We start from the raw sequence: 17,751 nt of genomic DNA, 5'->3' as shown, positions 1-17,751 counted from the left end.
GAGTAGCTCAGTTGGTAGAGCGCAACCTTGCCAAGGTTGAGGTCGAGAGTTCGAGACTCTTCTCCCGCTCCAGTTTTCAAGGTGGGCCGCAAGGCACATCCAAGCAGTTCCTCTGGCGAGGTAGCAAAGAGGTTATGCAGCGGCCTGCAAAGCCGTTTAGACGGGTTCGATTCCCGTCCTCGCCTCCAGATAAGTGCATGTGGTACATGCGCAAATAAAAAAGCCCACTTCTGTGGGCTTTTTTTTTGCCTGCGCGGGGCCGTCCCGGCGTATCTCTGCGCCGGCTGAAGTCGGCGGTAATTAAATAAATGGTTTATATTTATTTGGTTTCCGGGAAATGACTAACCGACAGTAATCTGTGGATCCCAATAAAAATAACCATACAGGCTTTGCGTCTGGCCATCGTCATTCAGGCTATATACGGCAATATAGACGTAGAAATTTTCCGTGCCCGATTTGGATACCTGCGCCGTGAAATTGGAGAAATTGCGCGATTGCTGTACGGCCGGCAAACCATTCGACGAATCCGTATTCGGCACGGCCGCATTTCTCCGTGTAATGGTATTGGAAACAAAGGTATTGAAGACCTTGTCGCCATTCCAGTAATTGATGCCGTAGACAATGACGGCCGAATCGGCATTGTCATAGATGGAAGCGCCGGTGAACGAGACGAAGTCGCCCACATTGGCCTTGAAACTCAGGTCGGCGGTGCCTTGCCCGCTATTGATGCCACGCGGGTCGGTGGCAATCATGTACTGGCTGGTATGCGCCAGGCCAACAGGCTTGGTCTGGTCGGGACTCGTCTGACGTGGATGCTGGGCCATGATCAGATCGGTGTCTATTACAACGAGAATGTTGATTGTAATATTACTGGCATATAATTGCGCGTCGGTCATGATTCCTCCTGAGTTTTCCTACTCGTCTGGCTTTTCGGATACGCCCCGTTTTTTAATGTGGTCAACAGTCTCCACCACTGCTGAGTAGAATAGTGGAGAAAATTGAATAAATACTCTCCAATTGAAACGGTGGAGATTATTTAAAATATTCCATATAAATTGTTTTTATTTTGAAAATAAAAATATTGGAAACATTATTTGCTTGCCAGTGTCCGCTCCCGCTGCGCGCCGCCGCGCCGTCCATCGGGCCCGGCTGCATCTTGTATAATGTGTGCAGGCTCGGCCGCGCCGCATGGCGCTGCTGAATCTTCCTCTGTCCGCCAATCCCATGTAGTCACCGACGATTTTCCTCTGCGTGCGACCTCGGCATGGCTTCGTTTTGACGACCGCTGGCATGGCTGCGCCCGATGACTGCGCATCGCGCGCGCATTTCTCTGTTCCGACCCTGGATGTGTATTAATGATCAACGCAACTTTTCGGGATGAGTGGTTCTCGAACATACAAAAAAACGTCCTGGCGGGGTTGACCACCTCATTTGCGCTGGTGCCCGAGTGCATCGCCTTCGCCCTCGTGGCGCAACTGAATCCCCTGATGGGCCTGTACGGCGCCTTCATCATTTGCGCATTCACGGCCATCTTTGGCGGGCGCCCCGGCATGATTTCTGGCGCCGCCGGTTCCATGGCCGTCGTCATCGTGGCGCTGGTGGCCCAGCATGGCGTGCAATATCTGCTGGCCACCGTGGTGCTGAGCGGCATCATCATGGCGCTGTTCGGCATCTTGCGCCTTGGGAAATTGATCCGCATGGTGCCCTACCCGGTGATGCTGGGCTTTGTGAATGGCCTGGCCATCGTCATCGCCATGGCTCAGATGGAACACTTCCGCCAGGCCACGCCGCAAGGTGAAACCTGGCTGCAAGGCACGTCCTTGTACGTGATGGGCGCGCTGGTGCTGCTCACCATGGCCATCGTCTACGTGCTGCCGCGCATCACGAAGGCCGTGCCGCCGGCGCTGGTGGCCATCCTGGGCGTGGGTGTGCTCAGCCATTTTTTGCGGCTGCCCACGCGCACCCTGGGCGACCTTGCGCATATCGCCGGCGGCTTGCCGGCATTCCACTGGCCCACGGTGCCGCTGGACATGGCCACCTTGCACGTCATCTTCCCGTACGCGGCGCTGATGGCCATGGTGGGCTTGCTGGAAACCTTGCTCACTTTTAATCTTACCGATGAGATGACTGAAACGCGGGGCCAGCCGAACCGCGAATGCATCGCACTCGGTGCATCGAACGTCGTTTCGGGCGTGTTTGGCGGCATGGGCGGCTGCGCCATGATCGGGCAGACGATGATTAACCTGAGCTCGGGCGGCCGCTCGCGCCTGTCGGGCGCAACTGCCGGCGTGATGATCCTGCTATTCATCCTGTTCCTGTCGCCGCTGATCGAGCGCATCCCGCTCGCTGCGCTGGTCGGCGTGATGTTCGTCGTGGCGCAGCAGACGTTTGCCTGGGGTTCTTTGCGTGTGCTGGGCAAGGTGCCGTTGCACGATGCGCTGGTGATCGTCGCCGTGACGGTGATCACGGTGTTGACGGACCTGGCGCTGGCCGTGCTGTGCGGCATCGTGATTGCCGCCTTGAATTTTGCCTGGCAACATGCGCGCGACATGCGTGCCGACATCGATGACACTGGCGCGGGCGTGCGCGTGTACCTGCCGCACGGCACCCTGTTTTTCGCCTCGACCACGCACTTCCTGGAACTGTTCCAGGCGGCGACCGACCCGGCCCGCGTCATCCTCGACTGCCGGCACCTGCACATGGCCGATCACTCGGCCATCGCCGCCATCGAAGCCTTGTATGAGCGTTATGAAAAGGCGGGCAAGCATTTGCAGGTGACGCATTTGTCTCCCCGCAACCAGGCCTTGCTGCAGCGGGCTGGTGTCGATGTGAGCGTGGCGTAAAATATGGGATTGTTGAATGTCTGTGGAGTGTGAATGCTGTCGTCCGAACAAGAGCAATTATTGCAGCAAAGCCAAACGGCTTTTGATGCCTACTATGACGCGCTGGGCGCGTCGCTGGTGAACTTTGTCGAGCGCCTGGGCATCCAGCCCGCGCACGAAGTGCTGACCAATGCGGCCGAATACCTGCCGTACATCGATGCGGCCATGCGCACCATCGTCATCCGCGACGAAAGCTGGCAATGGGTGAAAACCATGCTCGGCTACTTTATCGGCGAATACTTCGTGCAAGGCCATGCGGGTTGCTGGTATGTGGAAACGCGGGCGGAATCGCCGCATTTTTGCCGCACCATGGTGGGCGGCTTCGAGCATGGCTTGCCAGCGGACGCCGCCATCGATCCGGAGGCGCTGGCGCTGGAATTCCTGGGACAATCCGTGCCGCGCGAGCTGGCGGCACTGATCGCCCAAGCGCAAGCCCGCGCGGCTTGATGCCGCAGGGCTTGCTGAAGCAAATTTAAAGGCTCTGTCATCGGCAAGTAGGGGAATGCCGGAATTTTCCCTTGGCCGTGCTGTCTGACTCTGCATATCAATCACGCAGGGAGCAGATCATGCGGCCAGCCGAATGGATCAGCTTTATCGCGCAGTTTGCTCAGTTGAGCCAGCGCCAGCGGCAGGCAGGCATTGCCCTGCTGCATGGCAACGCGCCACACGACGCGACCGTCGCGCTGCTGGAAAATGTGGCGCAGCCGCGATTGGCCTGTCCCGCCTGCCACTCGGCGCACCTGCACCGGCATGGACATGCGCACGGCCTGCAGCGCTACCGTTGCGTGCCGTGCAGGGCGCCGCCCATGTGCAGAACGTCAACGCCTATCACCGCCGTTTGCGGGATTGGCTACGGCCGTTTCACGGCGTGGCGACGCGCTACCTGCCGAACCACCTGGGCTGGCGCTGGATACTCGACGCCGGGCGCATCCGTTCACCGGAAACGTTATTGAAGGCAACGCTGGGCGCATTCCCACATCTGACGGTGACATAGCCGATTTAAAACTCTTCCCACTCGCCTTCGGCCGGTGCCGTTGCCTTGCTGCTGGCGCGCGTCACGGGCAGGCGCAGGGCAGGGGCCGAGGCCTTGCGGGCTGGTGCGGCCGCAGTTGTCGGAGTGGCCGGCGCGCTGCGCTGCGCCGCCTTGGCGCTGAAACGGTCGGTCGCCGCCGCATTGGCATCGAGGCGGAAGACGCTGACCACCTGCGCCAGTTCGCTCGCCTGTTCCTGCATCGCTTCGGCCGCTGCCGACGCTTCTTCCACCAGGGCCGCATTTTGCTGGGTCACCTGGTCCATTTCGGAAATGGCCTGGTTGACTTGCTCGATGCCCGCGCTCTGCTCTTCGCTGGCGTTGCTGATCTCGCTCATGATGGACGTGACGAAGCCGATGCTTTGCACGATTTCTTCCATCGTCTTGCCGGCCTTGTCGACCAGGTCCGTGCCCACGTCGACTTTTTGCACGGAGTCGTCGATCAAGCCCTTGATTTCTTTTGCCGCCGCTGCCGAGCGCTGCGCCAGGTTGCGCACTTCCGTTGCCACGACGGCAAAGCCGCGGCCCTGTTCGCCGGCGCGCGCCGCTTCCACGGCCGCGTTCAGCGCCAGGATGTTGGTCTGGAAGGCGATGCCGTCGATGACGGAAATGATGTCGACGATCTTCTTCGACGAGGTATTGATCTCGCTCATGGTGGCGACCACTTCGGCCACCACGGCGCCGCCACGACTGGCGATGCCGGCCGCGTCGCCGGCCAGTTTATTCGCCTGGCGCGCGTTGTCGGCATTCTGTTTCACGGTCGAGGTCAGTTCTTCCATCGATGACGCCGTTTCTTCCAGCGAGCTCGCTTGCTGCTCCGTGCGCGACGACAGATCCTGGTTGCCGGCGGCGATTTCCGCCGATGCCGTGGCGATGGTGTCGGTGCCGCTGCGCACTTGTCCCACGATGCCGACGAGGCTGTCGTTCATGGTTTTCAACGCGTGCATCAACTGGCCCGTTTCATCGCGGCCTTGCGCCGTGATGGTGCTGGTCAGGTCGCCCGCTGCCACGGTTTCCGCCACTTTCACGGCAGCGCGGATGGGGCCGGTGATCGAGCGCGTGATCCACCAAGCGAAGCCGATGCCCATCAGCACGGCCAGCACGCCCATGGTGATCAGGAAGACGCGGGTGCCGCTGTAGGCTTCGATGATGCTGTTGCCGACGCCGTCGGCAGCCTTGATCTGCATGGTGGCAAAGCGTTTGACTTCGGCCAGATAGGCCACGGTGATCGGCGCGACTTCCTTGTCGAACACGACCTTGGCACCCGCCATATCGCCGTCGGCCTTCATCTTGAAGGCGCGTGCGCGCGTCGTCACGTAGTCGGTGCGCACCTTGCGCACGACCTTGAATTGCTCGATCACGGCCGGGTTGAGCAGGGAGGCGACGATGTCGTCCTGCAGCTTGCTGGAACGCTCCGCATCGACTTTCAAGTCTTCCTCGATCTTGGCGCGCACGACGGGATCGGTAATCTCGAACGAGGCGACGCCGCGCACGCTGTTGAGTTCAATGATCTTCGACCATTCGGCCACCATGCGCTGGTTCTTGATGCTGGTATTGATGAGGCGGTAAGTCAGGTCGCTGGCCGTTTGCATGCGCACGAGGGCTGTGATGGTCAAGGCGGCAAGCAACAGCAATACGACAGCAAAGCCGACGCCAAGGCGGCTGCCGATGTTCAGGTTTTTCATGTAATTCCTAACAGTTTAATAGTCATGATCGCCGCCGCCAGCAGGGGCGGACAGGCGCCGCAAGGCGCAGGGGATCGGGGTCTTCGGGTGCCGCGTGATGGCTGTGCGGCGCGCCGCGCTGAGCGTGGCGTTGGAGGTGAAGCAAGGGGCATGTCGGTCAGGCTGACCGCCGCCCAGCAAGCCGCAAGTATAGCATTGACGCAGAGAAATAGTTTTTCAAAGCAATTTTAATTATTTTTTGATATTGATTTCCTGTTGTGTTTTTACATCAAGTACCTAGTCCATAAGTACTATCACTTACAGAAGTGCTTACTTTAGGCATGCTTGCCTGATAAAATACTAATGATAATCATTCGTATTAAAACATCGACCAGGGAATTGTATGCAGCAACGTCGCAAGCCAGGATTCAAACCGATCACCATCGCCGTACTGGGCGCCTTGACCTTCGGCGCCACGCCATTGGCGGCCTGGGCGCAGGAAAGTTTGCCCGCCGTCACCGTGACGGCATCGAAGGACAAGGATGGCTATGTCGCCGCCACCTCGGCCAGCGGCACCAAGACGGAAATGGCCCTGCGCGACGTGCCGCAGACGATCAACGTGGTGCCGGCCGCCGTCATCCGCGACCAGAACGCCATGTCGATCCAGGACATCATGAAGAACATCCCCGGCGTGGGCTTGTCCACGGGCGACGGCCAGCGCGACCAGATATTCATCCGCGGCTTCACGGCCATCGGCGACCAGTTCGTCGACGGCTTCCGCGATGACGCCTTGTATTTCCGCGACCTGTCGAATGTGGAGCGCCTGGAAGTGATCAAGGGACCGGCCGCCGTGCTGTACGGCCGCGGTTCCTCGGGTGGCCTGGTGAACCGCATCACCAAGAAGCCCGGCATCGATATCACGGACGTGGCCCTGAGCCTGACCAATACAGCAGGGCGCCGCGGCGAAGTCGACGTGGGCCGTGTCGGCGAGACGGTGGACTGGCGCTTCACGGGCGCGCGCGAATTGTCGGACAGCTACCGCGAGCAGCAATTCATCAACCGCACGGCGCTGTCGCCTTCCGTCGCCATCCGCCTGTCCAGCGCCACCAAATTGCTGCTGCAGGGCGATTACCTGGAAGACCGCCGCCTGACGGACTTCGGCATCCCGTCCTACCAGGGCCGCCCCGTCGCCGTCGACGCGCGCACCTATTATGGCGCCGCGAATGCCCGCGATGCGGACTTCAGCCAGTCGCGCGTCGTGTCCACGGCCGCCACCCTGACGCACAAGTTCAGCGATAGCTTGTCGCTGCGCAATGCCTTCCGTTACTACGATTACCACCTGGACCGCAACAACACGAATATTTCCGGCAACGTCAACGAAGTCAAGGGCACGATGAGCCTCGGTCACGCCAAGCTGAACCGTGACGAGAGCGGCTGGTTCAACCAGACGGAACTGACGCAAAAGCTGGTCACAGGCACCTTGCGCCATGAAGTGCTGTACGGCGCCGAGTTCGGCAAGCAAAACAAGGATGCGTCGAGCTGGGCCTCGACCGTGGTGGCGACGAATGTGTCGATCTTCCATCCCGTCTTGCCGCAGGTTAACCGCAGCAAGCTGGGCGCGCGCGGCGATACCTTCGGTACCTATGACACGGCCGCCGCCTACGTGCAGGACGCCATCAGTATCAACGACGAGTGGAAGGCGCTGGCCGGCCTGCGCTACGACCGCTACAAGCAGCAGTCGCGCCTGGCCAATGCGGCCGGCCTGACGCTTGCGGACCTGTCGCGCACGGATTCGGCCTACAGCCCCCGTGCCGGGCTCGTCTGGCAACCCAGCGCCGTGCAGTCGTACTACGCGTCGTGGAGCCGTTCATTCCAGCCCAGCGGCGAGAACTTCGCCCTGGCCGCCAACAATGCCGACCTGGCGCCGGAAACCACGCGCAACACGGAAGTGGGCGCCAAGTACGACCTGTGGGGCGGCCGCGCCAACGCCACCGTGTCGCTGTTCCGCCTCGAACGCGACAATATCAAGACCAGCGACCCGATCACGAACCGCATCGTGCCCGTCGGCACTCAGCGCACGGACGGCCTGGAGCTGACCTTCAACGCGGACTTGCATGACGGCTGGAAAATGATGGCCGGCTACGCCTACCTGGACGCCACCATCACCGACTCCATCGCCGTCGACCGCAGCGTGAATGCGCCGGGCACGACGACGGCCAGCGCGGTTCCCGTCAAAGGCAAGCGCGCCACCCTGACGGCGCGCAACATGGCCAACTTGTGGGTGACGAAAGACCTGGGCCACGGCTTCACGGTGGGCGCCGGCGCGAATGCCGTTGGCAGCCGTTTCGCCAATACGGGCAACACGGTGGTGCTGCCCGGCTATGTGACGGCCGACGCCATGGCCGCGTACCGCACGGGCCGCTATGAAGTGCAGCTGAACGTCAACAATATCGGCGATACGCGCTACATCGTCTCGGGCCACGGTTCCAGCCCGAACCTGAGTCTGCCGGGCGCGCCGCGCAACGTGGCGCTGACCTTGCGCTACAGCCTGTAATTTTTGATTGCTCCCCAAAAACCCGCTCGCGAGCGGGTTTTTTCATGGGCGGTTAGTTGCACGGGGCAGGCGGGCATTGTTTAGAGGAACTGTTCGGTATTGATGAAATAATGTTGACTATTTGCAACCTTCTCCGGCGAACTGAGCCTTGAAGAGGTTTGAGGGGTAAAATACGGTCATACGGCACAGGCATGGTGCTTATATCTTGGTGATATGACACTACAACGACGTTGTATGACTTTTTATTTACTCACATCATAGAGGCCTGAATATGGTTCAGATGTCCAGGCGCCAGTTCCTTCGGGTAACTGGCGCGACCATTGCTGGTTCCAGCCTCGCCCTGCTCGGTTTCGCACCGGGCCAGGCGATGGCGGAAGTGCGGCAATACAAGCTGTCTCGCACGACCGAGACACGCAATACCTGTCCCTACTGTTCGGTAGGATGTGGCGTCCTGCTGTATGGACTGGGCGACGGCGCGAAAAATGCCGTCTCCAGCATCATCCACGTGGAAGGCGATGCCGATCACCCGGTGAACCGCGGCACCCTGTGCCCGAAAGGCGCCAGCCTGGTCGACTTCATCCACAGCCCGAACCGCCTGAAAGTGCCCGAGTACCGCGCACCGGGCGGCACGGAATGGCAACCGATCTCCTGGGATGTGGCGCTCGACAAGATCGCGCGCCTGATGAAGGATGACCGTGACGCCAACCTGATCGAAAAGAATGCCGACGGCAAGACCGTCAACCGCTGGCTCTCCACCGGCATGCTTGCCGCGTCCGCCGGCAGCAACGAGGTCGGGTATCTGACCCACAAGACAGTGCGCAGCATGGGGATGCTGACCTTTGATAATCAGGCGCGTGTATGACACGGACCGACGGTGGCAGGTCTTGCCCCGACGTTTGGCCGTGGCGCGATGACGAATCATTGGGTCGATATCAAGAATGCCGACGTGATCCTGGTCATGGGCGGCAATGCAGCAGAAGCACATCCTTGCGGATTCAAATGGGTCACGGAAGCGAAGGCGCATAACAAGGCCAAGCTGATCGTTGTCGATCCGCGTTTTACCCGTACCGCATCCGTGGCGGATTACTACTGCGCCACGCGTACCGGCACGGACATCGTCTTCCTCGGCGCGATCATCAATTATCTGCTGACGAACGACAAGATCCAGCATGAGTACGTGCGCAACTACACGGACATGCCCTTCATCGTGCGCGAAGACTATGCGTTCGAGGACGGCCTGTTCTCGGGTTTCGACAAGGAAAAAGGCAAGTACACCGACAAGGCCACCTGGGATTACGAGATCGGCGAAGACGGCTATGCCAAGGTCGACCCGACCCTGGAACATCCGCGCTGCGTCTACCAGATGATGAAGAAGCACTACTCACGCTACACGACCGAAATGGTCGAACGTACGTGCGGCGTGTCGGCCGACAAGTTCCACAAGGTGGCGGAAGCCCTGGCTTCGACCGCCGTGCCGGGACGCGCCGGCACCATCCTGTACGCGCTGGGCTGGACGCACCACTCGACCGGTGCGCAAACCATCCGCACGGGCGCCATGGTGCAGCTGTTGCTGGGCAATATGGGCATCGCCGGCGGCGGTATGAACGCCTTGCGCGGCCACTCGAACATCCAGGGCTTGACCGATCTGGGCCTGATGTCGAACCTGTTGCCGGGCTACATGACCTTGCCGAACGAGGGCGAGCAGGACTTCGACGGCTACATCGCCGCGCGCGCCACCAAGCCGCTGCGGCCGAACCAGCTCAGCTACTGGAGCAATTACCGCAAATTTCACGTCAGCTTCATGAAGACGTGGTGGGGCGACTTTGCCACGGCGGACAATAATTACGCCTTCGACTACCTGCCGAAGCTCGACAAGCCGTATGACTTGATGCAAGCGATCGAGAACATGCATCAAGGCAAAATGACGGGCTATATCTGCCAGGGCTTCAATGTGCTGGCGTCCGCGCCGAACAAGCAGAAGGTCACGGAAGCGCTGTCGAAACTGAAGTTTCTCGTCATCATGGATCCGCTGGCCGTGGAAACGGGCGAATTCTGGAAGGCGCACGGGCAGTACCATGAAGTCGATCCGACCAAGATCATGACGGAAGTGTTCCGCCTGCCGACCAGCTGCTTCGCCGAAGAACGCGGTTCGCTCGTGAGTTCCTCGCGCGTCTTGCAGTGGCACTGGCAGGCGGCCGAACCGCCGGGCCAGGCGCGCAGCGACCTCGAGATCATGTCGGGCCTGTTCCTGCGCATGCGCAGCATGTACCAGAAAGAGGGCGGCAAGTTCCCCGATCCGATTCTAAACCTGACGTGGAATTATGCGCAGCCGCATAACCCGCAGCCCGAAGAAATTGCCCGCGAATTCAACGGCAAGGCGCTGGCCGACTTGTACGATCCGAAGGATCCGGCCAAGCTGCTGGTGAAGAAGGGTGAGCAGCTGGCCTCGTTTGCGCAATTGCGCGACGATGGCACGACCACCAGCGGTTGCTGGATCTTCGCCGGCAGCTGGACGCAGGCGGGCAACCAGATGGGACGGCGCGACAATAGCGACCCGACCGGCATCGGCCAGACGTTGGGCTGGGCCTGGGCGTGGCCGGCGAACCGCCGCGTGCTGTACAACCGCGCTTCGTGCGACTTGAAGGGCAAGCCTTTCGACCCGACCCGCAAGCTGATCGAGTGGAATGGCACAAACTGGAGCGGGGCCGACATTCCCGATTTCAAGGTCGATGAACCGCCGGAAAACGGCATGGGTCCGTTCATCATGCTGGGCGAGGGCGTGGCGCGTTTCTTTGCGCGTGGCGCCATGGCCGAAGGTCCGTTCCCCGAGCATTACGAGCCGTTTGAAAATCCGCTCGGCTACAACCCCATGCATCCGAAAAACCCGCAAGCGACCAGCAATCCGGCCGCGCGCGTGTTTGCCGACGACCGCAAGCTGTTCGGCACGCATGAGGAATATCCGCACGTGGCGACCAGCTACCGTTTGACCGAGCATTTCCATTACTGGACCAAGCATGCACGCCTGAATGCCATCATCCAGCCGGAACAGTTCGTGGAAATCGGCGAGGAACTGGCGGCCAGCATCGGCGTCGTTGCCGGCGGCAAGGTGCGTGTCACGTCCAAGCGCGGCCACATCATCGCCAAGGCCGTCGTCACCAAGCGCATCAAGGCCTTGAAGATCGAAGGCAAGCAGGTGCATACCGTGGGCCTGCCGCTGCACTGGGGCTTTACGGGCGTGGCCAAGCCGGGGTATCTGATTAATTCCCTGACACCGGGCGTGGGGGATGCGAATTCGCAGACACCGGAATTCAAGTCCTTCCTCGTGAAGGTGGAAAAAGCATGATGGGAGATCGATAATGGCACTGCAATCCTTAGATATCCGGCGCCTGTCCGCCACCACGGTGACGCCGCCGCAAGCGCGTACCCCGGTGACGGGCACCGTCGCCAAGCTGATCGATGTGTCGAAGTGCATCGGCTGCAAGGCTTGCCAGACGGCGTGCATGGAATGGAACGACTTGCGTGACGAAGTCGGCGAAAACCATGGCACCTATGACAATCCGACGGACCTGACGCCGCAATCGTGGACGGTGATGCGTTTTGCCGAACACGAAAACAATGACGGCAACCTCGAGTGGCTGATCCGCAAGGATGGCTGCATGCACTGCGAGGACCCGGGCTGCCTGAAGGCCTGTCCGGCGCCGGGCGCCATCGTGCAGTACACGAACGGCATCGTTGACTTTCACCAGGAAAACTGCATCGGCTGCGGCTACTGCGTGGCCGGCTGTCCTTTCGACGTGCCCCGCATTTCGAAAAAGGACGACCGCGCCTACAAGTGCACCTTGTGCTCGGACCGCGTCGCCGTGGGCCAGGAACCGGCCTGCGTGAAAACGTGTCCGACGGGCGCCATCGTGTTCGGCACCAAGGAAGACATGAAGGTGCATGCGGAAGAACGCATCGTCGACCTGAAGTCGCGCGGTTTCGAAAACGCGGGCCTGTACGATCCGCTGGGCGTGGGCGGCACGCACGTGATGTACGTGCTGCACCATGCCGACAAGCCGAAGCTGTATTCGAACTTGCCGGAACGCCCTCGCATCAGCCCGATGGTGGGCTTCTGGAAGGGCTGGTCCAAGCCGCTGGCGGTGGCCGGCATGGCCGCCACAGCCCTGGCAGGCCTGTTCCACTACACGCGCGTCGGTCCGAACGAAGTGAGCAAGGACGAAGAGCACGAAGCGCTGGAAGAGGCCAAGCGCATCCGGGAGGAACAGCATGAAGCATAGTGAACTTCACGACGGCAAGCTGCGCGACAAGGATGGTAATCCCTTGATCGAACGCTACAACCCCAACGAGCGCACGAATCACTGGGTGACCGCCATCACCTTCGTCATGCTGGCCCTGTCCGGGCTGGCCATGTTCCATCCGTCGATGGCGTGGCTGGCGAATCTGTTCGGCGGCGGGCAATGGACGCGCATCCTGCATCCATTCGCCGGCCTGGTGATGTTCGTCTCGTTCGCGATCCTGGTAGTGCGCTTCTGGCACCACAACAAGTTCGAGGACGGCGACAAGCAGTGGCTGAAACAGATGGACGACGTGCTCCACAACCGCGAAGAGAAGCTTCCGAAGATCGGCAAATACAATGCCGGCCAGAAGATCCTGTTCTTCGTGCTGCTGGTCAGCATGATCGGCTTGCTGTTGTCGGGCATCGTGATCTGGCGCGCGTATTTCGCGTTCTATTTCCCGATCGACGTGGTGCGCTTTGCCGCCTTGCTGCACGCCGGTTGCGCCTTCGCCATCATCTGCGCCATCATCGTGCACATCTACGCGGCCCTGTGGGTCAAGGGCTCGATCGGCGCCATGGTGCGCGGCACCGTCACCTACGGCTGGGCGCGCAAGCACCATCCGAAGTGGTTTGAGGCCGTGATCCGTCATACGGAAAAATAGGCGGAAGCGATTTACCTCCGCACTAAATGCTGGGGTCAGACCCGCCGGGTCTGACCCCTGTTTTCTTTTGCGGCTTGCTATGACTGTATCGATTAAAATGCTTTTACATCCCCTTTTTTTGATGGGAACTCCATTGGTACAACGTATTCTTCAGCCAGGCGAAATCGAAGGCCTGGACCACAACGCGATTCCGCGCCTGCTGCTGCCGCAGCCTGGCGGCCTGTTTACGGCGCGCGCCTTGCGCCTGCGCGAACTGGCGCAGGGTAAGATCAAGGGCATCCCCGTCGACGCGGGCATGCAGGGCTACCTGGTGCTGATGGCCGCGCTGGCCGATGCGCAGGCGGCCGTGGTGGGAAAACTGGCGCCCGGCGCCGTGCCTGCCGCCGATCCCGACGCGCTGCGCCGCGCCATCCAGCACCGCATGCCGGTGCTGCCCGTCAGCGGCGCCCGCCCACCCGTCTGGCGCGACATTTTCGCCAGCCTGCTCGATGAACTGGCCGCCACGGCGGCAAGCCAGCCGGCCTTGTCCGGCGGCCTGACTCAGGTGCTGGCACAACTGCGCGCGCTCGACGCACAAGCGCTGGACGCCTGCGCCGATGCCGTGCTCGATGAAAACGGCGACAACCTCAATCCCATGCATGCGCCATTCGTCGCGGCCGCCCTGCAAATTCTATGGTCGGTGTCGGCCAGCGAACTGCGCGCCGCGCGCGTGCCGGACCTGGAAACGGGCACCTTGTGTCCCGTCTGCGGTTCGCACCCGGTCGCCAGCGTGATCCGCATCGGCGGCCAGTCGCAGGGCTACCGCTACCTGCACTGCGGCATTTGCGAAAGCGAATGGCATATGGTGCGCGTCAAGTGCTCGACCTGCGAACAGAATGGCAAGATCGCCTACCAGGGCCTGGACGCGGCCGATGCCAAGCCGTTCGATCCCGTGACGGCCAAGGACGACAAATTGCCCAACAAGGCGAACGATCCGAAGAAGGTGGCGCGCGCGGAAACCTGCGACGACTGCCATACCTATCGAAAAGTCTTCAACCAGGAACACGATTACAACGTCGAACCCCTGGCCGACGACCTGGCCAGCCTGATGCTCGATCTGCTGGTGGGCGAAGCGGGCTACCAGCGCGCCAGTGGCAACCCGCTGCTGTGGCTGGGCAAAAGCGACGGCAACGAGGGTCAGCCGTCATGACGACGGGGCAAACCGTGCGCCTGCCATCGGTAGACCGCATCCTGGGCGACGCGGCTTGCCTTGACCTGATTGCGCGCTATGGCCGCGTGCAGACCCTGGCCTGTGCGCGCGCCGTGCTGGCCGAACTGCGCACGGCCATGCTGGCGGGCGCAGTGTGCGAGGAGGGCGCATCGATTGCCGCCATCGCCGCGCAAATGGATGAGCGGTTGCAGGCGCAAGCGCGTCCGCAGCTGCGCGCCGTCTTCAACCTGACGGGCACCGTGCTGCACACGAATCTGGGCCGCGCGTTGTTGCCCGATACGGCCGTGCAAGCCGTGGTGGAAGCGCTGCAGTGGCCGATGAATCTGGAATTTGACCTGGAAACGGGCAAGCGCGGCGACCGTGACGACCTGGTCGAGGAACTGCTGCGCGAACTGACGGGGGCCGAAGCGGCCACCATCGTCAACAACAATGCGGCCGCCGTGCTGCTGATGCTCAATACCCTGGCGCAGGATAAAGAAGTCGTCGTCTCGCGCGGCGAGCTGGTGGAAATCGGCGGCGCCTTCCGCATCCCCGACGTGATGACGCGCGCGGGCGCCGTGCTGCGCGAAGTGGGCAGCACCAACCGCACGCACCTGGCCGATTACGTAAATGGCGTAAACGAGAACACGGCCTTGCTGATGAAGGTCCATTGCAGCAATTACGCGATTACCGGTTTCACGAAAAGCGTGGAGCTCGATGAACTCGTGCCGCTGGCCGTAAAATACGGCGTGCCGACGGCCGTGGATCTGGGCAGCGGTACCCTGGTCGACCTGGCGCGGTACGGTCTGCCGCATGAAACGACGGTGCGCGAAACCATCGAAGCGGGCGCCGACCTGGTGACCTTCAGCGGCGACAAATTGCTGGGCGGCCCGCAGTGCGGCGTCATCGTCGGGCGGGCAGACTTGATCGCGAAGATCAAGCGCAACCCATTGAAACGTGCACTGAGGGTCGGCAAGCTGACCCTGGCGGCACTGGCTCCCGTGCTGCAGCTGTACCGCGCGCCGGACTTGCTGGCCGAACGGCTGACCACCTTGCGTTTGCTGACGCGTCCCGCTTGCGCCATGCGCGCGCAGGCGGAAACCGTGCTGCCGCTGCTGCAAAGCGTACTCGGTGCCGCCTATGTGGTCACCGCCGAAGCCATGAAAAGCCAGATCGGCAGCGGCGCCTTGCCCGTCGACCAGCTGCCCAGTTTTGGTCTGGCCATTCGCAGCGCGCCCGCCTCGCGCCTGAGCAATCCCCTGGGTGTGCTGGAACAGCGTTTGCGCGCCTTGCCGTGCCCCGTGATCGGGCGCATCGGCCAGGACACCCTGTGGCTCGATTTGCGCTGCCTGGAAGCGGCGCACGAGACGGCCTTCATCGCGCAGCTCGCCGAGTTGTCCGCATGATCGTCGGCACCGCAGGCCATATCGACCATGGCAAGACGACCTTGACGCGCGCGCTGACGGGCGTGCACACGGACCGCCTGAAGGAAGAGCAGGCGCGCGGCATTTCGATTGAGCTCGGCTACGCCTACCTGCCGCTGGCGGACGGCACCGTGCTGGGCGTGATCGACGTGCCGGGCCACGAAAAATTCATCCGCACCATGGCTTCCGGCGTGACGGGCATCGACTTCGCCCTGCTCGTGGTGGCGGCCGACGATGGCGTCATGCCGCAGACGCACGAGCACCTGGCCATCTTGCAGCTGCTCGGTGTGACGCGCGGCGCCGTGGCGCTGACCAAGATCGACCGCGCCGACAGCGCCCGCGTCGCGCAGGTGGAAGCCGATATAGAAGCGCTGCTGGCCGGCACGCCGCTGGCGGGCAGCCCGATTTTCCCCACCGCCGCCCATCGCGACGACGATGCCGGCGTGGCCGCCTTGCTGGCGCATCTGACGCAAGCGGCGCGCGGCTTGCCGCAGCGCGATGAACGGCGCTTGTTCCGCCTCGGCGTGGACCGCGTGTTCACCTTGTCGGGGCAGGGCACCATCGTCACCGGTACGGCGCTGGCGGGACGCGCGCAGGTGGGCGACATGCTGCAGCTGGCGCCCGGTGGCGCGCAGGCCCGTGTGCGCAGCATTCATGCGCAGAACCGCGCGGCCGAAACGGGCATGGCGGGCCAGCGCCTGGCGCTGAATCTGGCCGGCATCGACCGCGAGCGCATCGAGCGGGGCAACTGGATCGTCGCGCCCGGGCTGGCGCAGTGCTCCGAGCGCCTCGACGTGGAACTGACGCTCTTGCCCGATGCCGGCGTGCAACTGAAAGCCTGGTCGCCGCTGCACGTGCACCTGGGCGCGGCGCACCAGCTGGCGCGCGCCGTCATGCTCGATGGCGAGACCCTGTCGCCGGGACAGACGGGAAGAGTACAGCTGGTGTTCGACGCCCCCATGCATGGCGTGCCGGGCGACCGCTTCGTCGTGCGCAATGCGCAAGCCACGCAGACCGTGGGCGGCGGCATGGTGCTCGACCCGTTCGGTCCCGCGCGCAAGCGCCGCAGCCCGGCCAGGCTGGCCTGGCTCGGTGCCCTGGCCGCGTTCATCGCGCACGGCGACTATGCGGCCCTGCTGGCGCAAAGCCCGCTGGGGCTGCGCGAGTCGCTGTTGGTGCGCCTGTCCCTGTTGCCGGCGGACGCCCTGGCGCTGCCGCCCGATACGCGGCGCATCGTCCTGCGCGGCGGCGACGCCCTGCTGGTGGCGCCGCCGGCGTTGCGGGCGCTGCAGGAGCGGGTGCTGGAAGCTCTGGCAATCTTCCACGCGCGCGCGCCCGACGAGGCGGGGCCGGAATTGTGGCGCCTGAAACGCATCGTTGACGCGGAGATGGAAGACGCCTTGTGGAGCCATCTGGTCGAAGGCTTGCTGGCGCGCGGCGATCTCCTGGCGCGCGGTGCCAGCCTGCACTTGCCGACGCACAGCGTGGAATTGACGCCGCAGGAGCAGGCGGTGGCCGAACCCTTGCTGGCCGCGCTGGAGCAGGGGCGAGCCGATCCGCCATGGACGCGCGACCTGGCGCGCAGCTTCGGCCTGGCCGAGGACGAGACGCGCAGGCTGTTGCGCAAACTTGCCAAGGCAGGCCAGATCAGCCAGGTCGTGCACGATCTGTTTTATCACCAGGCGGCGCTGGCCGAGCTGGCGCAACTGGTGCGCACCCTGACCGAAAAAGCGGAACTGGACGAACGCCTGGCGCCCGGTTCCGGCGCCGTGGGCGCGGCCACCTTCCGCGACGCCAGCGGCCTGGGCCGCAAGCGGGCGATCCAGGTCTTGGAATTCTTCGACCGCGTCGGTTATACTCGCCGTGTTGGCAATGGGCATCTATTACGCCCGCAAGCGCTGTGGTCCTATACGGCAGCCTCGCCCAACAGCTAAGTACTTAGCTCAGGCACCGCGGAAAGCACACTCATCCGGTGATGTGGCCGGGCTTCAAACCCGGTGGAGGGCGTCAGACGTTCTCCCGTAGGTTCGACTCCTACTGTTTTCCGCCAGTTATTTTTCCTCCCATCCC

General features: G+C 62.3%; 11 protein-coding genes, 2 tRNA genes and 1 pseudogene. 12 read left to right on the top strand and 2 right to left on the bottom strand.

All coding sequences use genetic code 11. From position 1 onward, the window contains the following. The first annotated feature begins 114 nt into the window (after positions 1-114). Positions 115-188: transfer RNA gene (locus IGS55_RS15400), tRNA-Cys, on the top strand. 153 nt (positions 189-341) lie between these two features. Here IGS55_RS15400 and IGS55_RS15395 read toward each other — a convergent pair. Beyond that, a complete protein-coding gene (locus IGS55_RS15395) occupies positions 342-896 on the bottom strand; it encodes an inclusion body family protein (protein WP_092714238.1) in 555 nt (184 codons plus the stop codon). 459 nt (positions 897-1,355) lie between these two features. Here IGS55_RS15395 and IGS55_RS15390 point away from each other — a divergent pair, with 459 nt between their 5' ends. The 3 genes and pseudogenes from IGS55_RS15390 to IGS55_RS15375 form a co-directional block, all read left to right on the top strand. Continuing rightward, positions 1,356-2,843 (top strand): SulP family inorganic anion transporter, encoded by a 1,488-nt coding sequence (locus IGS55_RS15390; protein ID WP_230516364.1) that lies wholly within the window; start codon positions 1,356-1,358, stop codon positions 2,841-2,843. A 33-nt stretch (positions 2,844-2,876) separates the two neighbouring features. After that, on the top strand, positions 2,877-3,329 hold the full coding sequence (locus IGS55_RS15385; RefSeq protein WP_230516363.1) for a hypothetical protein: 453 nt from the start codon (positions 2,877-2,879) through the stop codon (positions 3,327-3,329). A 343-nt stretch (positions 3,330-3,672) separates the two neighbouring features. Beyond that, positions 3,673-3,876 (top strand): annotated as a pseudogene (locus IGS55_RS15375) (IS1595 family transposase); the annotation flags it as partial. A 5-nt stretch (positions 3,877-3,881) separates the two neighbouring features. Here the strand turns inward: IGS55_RS15375 and IGS55_RS15370 are convergent. Beyond that, a complete protein-coding gene (locus tag IGS55_RS15370) occupies positions 3,882-5,597 on the bottom strand; it encodes a methyl-accepting chemotaxis protein (RefSeq protein ID WP_230516361.1) in 1,716 nt (571 codons plus the stop codon). Between the two features lie 382 nt (positions 5,598-5,979). Here IGS55_RS15370 and IGS55_RS15365 point away from each other — a divergent pair, with 382 nt between their 5' ends. The 8 genes from IGS55_RS15365 to IGS55_RS15330 all read left to right on the top strand — a co-directional run bounded on the left by IGS55_RS15365 (position 5,980) and on the right by IGS55_RS15330 (position 17,731). Then, a complete protein-coding gene (locus IGS55_RS15365; RefSeq protein WP_230516360.1) occupies positions 5,980-8,130 on the top strand; it encodes a TonB-dependent receptor in 2,151 nt (716 codons plus the stop codon). 271 nt (positions 8,131-8,401) lie between these two features. Continuing rightward, positions 8,402-11,473 (top strand): formate dehydrogenase-N subunit alpha, encoded by a 3,072-nt coding sequence (fdnG, locus tag IGS55_RS15360; RefSeq protein WP_230516359.1) that lies wholly within the window; start codon positions 8,402-8,404, stop codon positions 11,471-11,473. A 13-nt stretch (positions 11,474-11,486) separates the two neighbouring features. Beyond that, positions 11,487-12,407 (top strand): formate dehydrogenase subunit beta, encoded by a 921-nt coding sequence (fdxH, locus tag IGS55_RS15355; protein ID WP_230516358.1) that lies wholly within the window; start codon positions 11,487-11,489, stop codon positions 12,405-12,407. Next, a complete protein-coding gene (locus IGS55_RS15350) occupies positions 12,397-13,068 on the top strand; it encodes a formate dehydrogenase subunit gamma (protein WP_230516357.1) in 672 nt (223 codons plus the stop codon). The genes fdxH and IGS55_RS15350 overlap by 11 nt, the downstream gene beginning before the upstream one ends. Before the next feature lie 121 nt (positions 13,069-13,189). Then, positions 13,190-14,257, top strand: coding sequence for a formate dehydrogenase accessory protein FdhE (gene fdhE, locus IGS55_RS15345; RefSeq protein WP_442908165.1), 1,068 nt, complete (start codon positions 13,190-13,192; stop codon positions 14,255-14,257). Further along, positions 14,254-15,663 (top strand): L-seryl-tRNA(Sec) selenium transferase, encoded by a 1,410-nt coding sequence (gene selA / locus IGS55_RS15340; protein ID WP_230516355.1) that lies wholly within the window; start codon positions 14,254-14,256, stop codon positions 15,661-15,663. Before fdhE ends, selA begins: the two co-directional genes overlap by 4 nt. After that, entirely contained in the window at positions 15,660-17,615 is a 1,956-nt protein-coding gene (gene selB / locus IGS55_RS15335; RefSeq protein ID WP_230516354.1) for a selenocysteine-specific translation elongation factor, read from the top strand. Before selA ends, selB begins: the two co-directional genes overlap by 4 nt. A 20-nt stretch (positions 17,616-17,635) precedes the next feature. Then, a tRNA-Sec gene (locus IGS55_RS15330) sits at positions 17,636-17,731 on the top strand. Positions 17,732-17,751: the final 20 nt, after the last annotated feature.

This window comes from Janthinobacterium sp. EB271-G4-3-2 (assembly GCF_020858035.1).
Lineage (GTDB): Bacteria > Pseudomonadota > Gammaproteobacteria > Burkholderiales > Burkholderiaceae_D > Janthinobacterium > Janthinobacterium aestuarii.
The sequence above is the reverse complement of the archived record's forward strand: the minus strand, read 5'-3'. Positions and strand labels throughout refer to the sequence as shown.